The organism is Brevundimonas sp. GN22, from assembly GCF_054824005.1.
Genome location: NZ_JSYD01000008.1, coordinates 63,467 through 70,217, shown reverse-complemented (window position 1 = coordinate 70,217; position 6,751 = coordinate 63,467). Strand labels below are relative to the sequence as shown.

Annotated in this window: 7 protein-coding genes; 2 read left to right on the top strand and 5 right to left on the bottom strand. The window is 60.4% G+C overall.

Features of this window, described 5'->3' with window-relative positions; all coding sequences use genetic code 11:
- Positions 1-165 precede the first annotated feature (165 nt).
- Entirely contained in the window at positions 166-1,368 is a 1,203-nt protein-coding gene (locus OB03_RS01375) for an NAD(P)/FAD-dependent oxidoreductase (RefSeq protein WP_461342986.1), read from the bottom strand.
- Between the two features lie 95 nt (positions 1,369-1,463).
- Between OB03_RS01375 and OB03_RS01370 the strand changes: the two genes are divergently transcribed.
- Entirely contained in the window at positions 1,464-2,201 is a 738-nt protein-coding gene (locus OB03_RS01370) for an SDR family oxidoreductase (protein WP_461342985.1), read from the top strand.
- Positions 2,202-2,204: 3 nt separating this feature from the next.
- Positions 2,205-3,431 carry an NADH:flavin oxidoreductase gene (locus OB03_RS01365; protein WP_461342984.1) on the top strand — a complete coding sequence of 409 codons (1,227 nt, stop codon included), beginning with the start codon at positions 2,205-2,207 and terminating at the stop codon, positions 3,429-3,431.
- A gap of 92 nt (positions 3,432-3,523) precedes the next feature.
- Here the strand turns inward: OB03_RS01365 and OB03_RS01360 are convergent, their stop codons facing one another.
- Genes OB03_RS01360 through OB03_RS01345 form a run of 4 tightly spaced genes read right to left on the bottom strand, consistent with a single transcriptional unit; the run spans position 3,524 to position 6,751 of the window.
- Positions 3,524-4,693 (bottom strand): acyl-CoA dehydrogenase family protein, encoded by a 1,170-nt coding sequence (locus OB03_RS01360; protein WP_461342983.1) that lies wholly within the window; start codon positions 4,691-4,693, stop codon positions 3,524-3,526.
- Positions 4,693-5,898 carry an acetyl-CoA C-acyltransferase gene (locus OB03_RS01355; RefSeq protein ID WP_461342982.1) on the bottom strand — a complete coding sequence of 402 codons (1,206 nt, stop codon included), beginning with the start codon at positions 5,896-5,898 and terminating at the stop codon, positions 4,693-4,695. The genes OB03_RS01360 and OB03_RS01355 overlap by 1 nt, the downstream gene beginning before the upstream one ends.
- Positions 5,898-6,287, bottom strand: coding sequence for a nuclear transport factor 2 family protein (locus OB03_RS01350; protein ID WP_461342981.1), 390 nt, complete (start codon positions 6,285-6,287; stop codon positions 5,898-5,900). The genes OB03_RS01355 and OB03_RS01350 overlap by 1 nt, the downstream gene beginning before the upstream one ends.
- A gap of 8 nt (positions 6,288-6,295) precedes the next feature.
- On the bottom strand, positions 6,296-6,751 hold the full coding sequence (locus OB03_RS01345; RefSeq protein ID WP_461342988.1) for a MaoC family dehydratase: 456 nt from the start codon (positions 6,749-6,751) through the stop codon (positions 6,296-6,298).

The window sequence follows — 6,751 nt, the reverse complement described above, 5'->3', positions numbered from 1 at the left end:
TTGACTGGACCCAGTTAACCTGACAGCACCTTTTGAAACGCGCTCAGTTAACCTGACAGCCCCTGGCGCGCAGTCGACGACGAAGGCGAGGTGTTAGACATAGTTGTCAAGCTGACAGCACCCTTGCGATTTGTCTCAGTTAAGCTGAAATCATCGCGCAAGCGTTTACAATAGCGTCTCTTTGATCGGGATGCTCTCATCCGCCAGTGTGGCGGCGTCCACTCGGCTGCTCTTGGCGATGGCCTGCTTGCCAAACATGAAGGAGTGAGCGGCGTTGACGGCCTCTACGCAGACGATCCTGTCGTCCTTCAAATGGAAGACCGCGAAGCTGCCCGTGTCGGAATCACCGCGGACAACCTGCGCGCTGGCACCAAACGGCAGGCCTGCGATCTGAAGTTTGCAGTCGTACTGGTCGGACCAGAACCATGGCACTTCATCCTGCGGTGCAGGGCGTCCTGTGATGGCGCAGGCGACGCGTTTGGCTTGTTCCAGAGCGTTGGGAACGCTCTCCAATCGATGCATCACATCATAGTGCGGCAGAGGCCTGCGCGTCACGTCGCCTATGGCGAAGATCGCCGTATCGCTAGTGCGTGCATCCAGATCGACGACGATACCTTCGGCGCATTCCAGCCCGCATTGGAGCGCCAGTTCGTCATTGGCGGTGGCACCGATGCCCACAAGAACAGCATGGGCTTCCAGCACTTCTCCGTCGGCGAAGGTCACACTGTGGCCGCTGACCGCAACGACTTCCGCGCCTGTGCGGATTATCACGCCCTCGCGAGTATGGCGGCGTGTGAAGAACTCGGACAGCGTGGATGATGCGACGCGCTGAAGCACGCGGTCCATCCGCTCGATCACCACGGCTTCGGCTCCCAAGGCGCGTGCCGAAGCGGCGGCCTCGAGACCGACGTAGCCGCCGCCGATGACAGCCAGACGCTTTCCGCCCCCAAGGGCTTGCTTCAGTCGCTCGGCGTCGGGGATCGTGCGCAGTTCCAGCAGTAGATCGTCGTCTCCACCTGGCAGGGGGAGTTTTCGGGCGCGTGATCCGGTGGCGATGACCAGATAATCATACGGCTCTACCGTACCATCATCGAACGCGACCATTTTCGCTGTTCTGTCGATCGCGGTTGCCGCAATGCCCAGGCGTAGGTCGATGTTGTTCTCAGCGTAGAATTCGCTGCTGCGCAGTTGCAGGGCGTTCTCGTTGGTTTCGCCCTTCAGCCAAGCCTTGGACAGGGGCGGGCGCTGATAGGGAGGGATTTGCTCGGCACCTGCCAAGACGATCTCGCCCTCAAAACCATACTGCTTCAGGAAGCCAGCGGCCGAGCCGCCTGCATGGCCGGCTCCGAGTATAACAATTTTGGACATAAGGGACGCTAGAGAGGTGGATTCAGTAGACAATAATACGCAAAATGATATCAAAATGAACATCTATATATTTAATGCGTAAAAATGAGGGCGGCATGGCAGCTAGGGTTGCGCTTGTGACCGGTGGCACCAAGGGGCTGGGTCTGACGACTGCACGGCGTCTGGCGGCTGATGGCATGAGGGTATTCGTTTGCGGTCGCAACGGCCCTTCAATCCCATTGGACGGGTTGGAGTTCATCGCCTGTGATGTGCGCGATCCTGTCAGCGTCCAGGTAATGATCCAAACTATCCGCGACAGAGCAGGACCAGTGACTGTGTTGGTAAACAATGCCGGCGGTTCGCCTCCGTCGGACGCTGCGACGGCTTCGCCACGTTTCGCGGAAAAGATCGTCGGACTGAACCTCATGGCTCCGCTTTGGACTTCTCAGGCCGCTTATGAGGGCATGGTTGAGCATGGTGGTTCTATAATCAATATAGCCAGTGTCTCGGCCATCCGCCCGTCGCCGGGTACGTCGGTCTATGCGGCTGCCAAGGGTGGCTTGCTGTCGCTTACGCAGAGCCTTGCGAATGAGTGGGGCCCGCATATCCGCGTCAATGCTGTGGTTGTCGGCTACATCGAAACCGAGAACACCGACGCAACCTATGGTGATGCGGAAGCGCAGCGACGGATCGGTGAGAACATCGGCCTGAAGCGGCTCGGCAAAGCCAACGAGGTGGCCGAGGTCGTGGCCTTCCTGGCATCGGACAAGTCCTCGTACGTTTCAGGGGCCTCGATCGAGGTCCATGGTGGGGGCGAGCGTCCGCCGTTTCTCGATATCGCACAAGGAAAATAGCCTATGGGCACCGCCTCGTTCACACCGGTTACTGTTGGTCCTGTCACCCTGCGTAATCGCTATGTACGGGCGGGGGCCAACGAGATGATGACGACAGGGTGTCTGCCGTCCCGTTCGCTGCTGGCTTTTCACGAACGATTGGCCCGGGGCGGTGTCGGCATGACAACGCTGTCCTATATCGCGGTTTCACGCGATGGGCGGACATTCAGCGAGCAGGGGGTAATGACCCCCGAAGCTGTACCTCACTACAAGGCCGTGACCGATGCGGTTCATGCCCATGGGGCCAAGGCGTCCGCACAGATCACCCACGCAGGGAGCTTTGTTCAACACGATGAGCTGAGCACCAAACGGGCATGGACTGCCGACAGGGGCCTAGACATTCTGGGCATCTCCCGCGGCCGTCCATTCCTGCACAGTATGACGCCCGCAGATATGGACAAAATTACTACGGAGTTTGTGCAGGCCGCAGAACTATGCCGCGATGCGGGTTTTGATGCTGTCGAGATTCACATGGGCCACGGCTATCTGCTCAACCAGTTCATTTCGCCGCTGTCCAATCACCGGAAGGATGAATACGGCGGCTCTGCCGAGAACCGCGCCCGTTTCCCCGCGCAGGTCGCGTCGGCTGTGAAGGCTGCCGTCGGCAAGGATCTGGCTGTTATCGCCAAAATCAACCTGCATGACGGGGTTAAGAGCGGCGCCACGGTCGATGACGCCATAGTGACCGCCAAGGTTCTGGAGGCTGCGGGCATCGATATGCTTGTCCTGTCGGGTGGGCGCAATATCGAGTCCTCGTGGGCCCTGTTCCATAGCCCTCTGCCTTATGCCGACCTGAAGAAGGTCCAGACAGGATGGGCAGCAGCGCTGCAGTTTTTTGTTCTGGAACTCACGACACCCAAGACGGCCGTTTTCCGGGAGCTGTATTTCCTTGAGGCCGCAAGGCGCGTACGCGCGTCTGTCGGCTGCGGATTGGCCTATGTGGGCGGTTTGCTCTCGCGCAAGGATGCCGACGCCTTGATCGAGGAAGGGTTTGATGCGGTTGTGATGGCCCGCGCGCTCGTACATCAGCCCGATCTGGTCAATCAGTTCTCCGATGGTCGCGCCGAGCGCTCTTCGTGCATCAGCTGCAATCGCTGCGTGGCCACCATGTACACGCCCGAGGCGCTGAACTGCCCTGTCATCAACAATGCGCTGCCGCAGGAGTGGAACACGGTGCCAGCCGCTGCATAGCGATGGAATGCGTCTAGTCCGTAGGCTGAGGGGCTTCGGCATAGACGTTGAGGGCTCGGTTATTCTCCAACCGAGCCCTCTTTTTATGCCTGTTATCGACCGCGTGGTTCGCGGGGTAGCCCCAAACCGCGTTCGGAGATGATGTTTTTCTGGATCTCGCTGGCACCGGCATAGATGGTGTCGGCCCGCGAGAAGAGGAACATATTGGGCAGCTTCTCGAAACGGCCTTCTTCGTCCAGCAGTTCGCCGTCCTGACCGAGGACGTCCATGGCCAGTTCGCCAAGATCGCGGCGCCACGAAGACCAGTAGAGCTTATAGCTATAGGCCGCGCCGGACAGGTTGGCGTTGTCTGTTCCTTCGAGCATACGCAGGGCGTTGTAGCGCATGATCTTCAAGCCGATGTGGGCTTGGGCGATCTTCTGGCGGATGACAGGATCGGCGGCTTTGCCATTGTTCTTGGCCGCCGCGATGATCTCGTCCAGCTCGATCTGGAAATGCATTTGCTGGGCGAGGGTGGAAACCCCGCGCTCATAGCCGAGCAAGGCCATGGCTACAGCCCAGCCTTCACCCTCGGCACCGATGCGGTCGGTTTCAAGAGCGACGGCATCGTCAAAGAACACCTCGGCGAACTCGGCCTCACCGGTGATCTGTTTGATCGGACGGGCGGTCACGCCGCGCTGCTTCATATCGACCAGTAGGAAAGACAGACCCTTGGGGCCGACGCTGCCTTCCTCGGTACGGGCCACGACAAAGCACCAGTCGGCAAAGCCACCCATCGAGGTCCAGATCTTTTGGCCGTTGATGAGATATTTGCCGTTTTCCAGACGCGCGCGGGTGGAGACAGCGGCGAGATCAGAACCTGCACCCGGCTCGGAATACCCCTGACACCAGATGACCTTGCCTTGATTGATATCGGGCAGGAAACGCGCCTTCTGGTCATCATTGCCCATGGCAATCAGGGTCGGGGCTAATAGTTCGACACCGAGGTGACCGACACGCGGCGGGCCTTTGGCGCGAGCATATTCCTCGGCGAACACCACCTGTTCGGAGATGCTGGCACCGCGACCGCCGTATTCCTTTGGCCAACCGATGGTGCTCCAGCCCGCCGCGCCCAGCGCCGCTTCCCATTCACGGCGGCGCTCGACATTGTCGACCTGATTGGACTGGCCACTGATGTCGGCAAAGGGGCCGCTCAGCTGCTCGCGCAGCCAGGCCGCCACTTCGGCACGAAAATCCGAGAGTTCAGGGGCGAACTCGCTCATCAGGCGACCTCGAACAGACCGGCTGCGCCCATGCCACCTGCGACGCACATGGAGACGACGACATATTTGGCACCGCGGCGCTTGCCTTCGATCAGGGCGTGGCCGACCAGACGTGAGCCGGTCATGCCGAACGGGTGGCCGATGGCGATGCCGCCGCCGTTGACGTTCAGAATGGCCGGATCGATGTCCAGTGCGCGCTGGCAGTACAGAGCTTGCGAGGCGAAGGCTTCGTTGATTTCAAACAGGCCGATGTCGCTCATCTTAAGGCCCGCACGCTTGAGCAGCTTCGGAATGGCGAAGACCGGACCGATGCCCATTTCCTCGGCCTTGCAGGCAGCGACCTGGAAGCCGCGATAGATGCCCAGAACCGGCAGGTTCTCGGACTGTGCGGTCTTCAGGTCCATGATGACCTGTGCCGAGGCACCGTCCGAAAGCTGGCTGGCGTTACCGGCGGTGACGTGGCGGCCTTCCTTGACGATCTGGCCGTCCCTGAAGACCGGCTTCAGACCAGCAAGGGCTTCATAGGTGGTGCCGGCACGGATGCCCTCGTCGGCGGCCAGCGTCACCTCTTCCTCACCGATCTCCTCGCCGGTCTTGGCGAACAGGGTCTTGGTGGTGGTGAAGGGCACGATCTCGTCATTGAACAGACCGGCGGCCTGAGCGGCGGCAGCTCGTTGCTGGCTCTGCGCGGCAAAATGGTCCTGCTCTTCGCGGCTGACGTTGTAACGGTCAGCGACCAGCTCGGCGGTCTCGATCATTGCCATATAGGCGTAAGGATCGTGCTGTTTGACGGTTTCCGAGCGGTTGCGGAAAGCCGGAATGTGTTTGTTGATCGTCAGCGAGATGCTCTCGACGCCACCGGCGACTGCGACATCGATCTCGTCGGTCATGATACCGCGAGCCGCCAGAGCGATAGCGTTCAGCCCCGACGAACATTTGCGATCCAGCGTGAAGCCCGCGACGGTTTCATCAGGAAGTTTCGAGGCGTGGACCGACAGGCGGCCAAGGTTGTAGCTCTGCGTGCCCCAGTGGTTGCCGACGCCCAGATAGACATCGTCGATGCGGGCCGGATCAACACCGGCGCGGTCGAGCGCAGCGTTGATTACGTGGGCCGACAGGGCAGGGCCTTCGGTGTTGTTCAACGCACCGCGATAGGCCTTGCCGACGCCGGTACGGGCAGTGGAGATAATGGCAGCTTCACGCATCAGGCTTGCTCCTCGAAACCGTGCATATTGTTGGGTCCCCAATAGGCGGTCATCTGTTGGATGAGGCCGTCAGGGTTGAATTCGAATGTGTCGATGACGTCGATCCGGCCCTCTCCCGTAGGCAGGGTCAGATGGACGCTGAAGGCGAAGGCGGCGACCGATGCTGTGGTCCTTACGGGGCCGCTCAAAGCCAATTTTGCGCCCGTCGCCATAGAGCGCTCGTAAAAGGCCCGGATCGCATCGCGGCCCTTGATCGGCGGCGCATCCATAGGATCGCGCACTACGGCGTCCTCGGCATAGAGTGCCGCGACCGCTCCTGCATCGCCGCGTTCGAATGCGGCGACATAGGAGTGGACGGTATCAATCATGGACTGCGCGGGCAGGGTCATGACGATCCTTACGGAATGTAGCGGCTGATGGCCGCGGCGATGCACGCGGGCTTGTCGTGGCCTTCGATTTCTACGGTGACGTCCACCGTGGTCTGAACGCCGTCACCCTTGGCCTCGACCTTGCTCAGGACACCGTGCCCGCGAATGCGCGAGCCGGCCTTGACCGGAGCCAGAAAACGAACCTTGTCCAGTCCGATGTTCAGGCCCGAGGAGACACCCTTCACGGTAATCAGATCGGGCATGAACGAGTTGACCAACGACAGCGTCAGATAGCCGTGGGCGATGGTGGCCCCGAAAGGACCGTCCTTGGCGCGCTCTGGATCGACGTGGATCCACTGCATGTCGCCTGTGGTCTGACCAAAGGCGGTGATGCGGTCCTGATCGATGGTCATCCATTCGGTGTGACCCAGATCACGACCTTCGGCATCCAGCAGCGCTTCGGGGATATCGAATACGACGCCCAT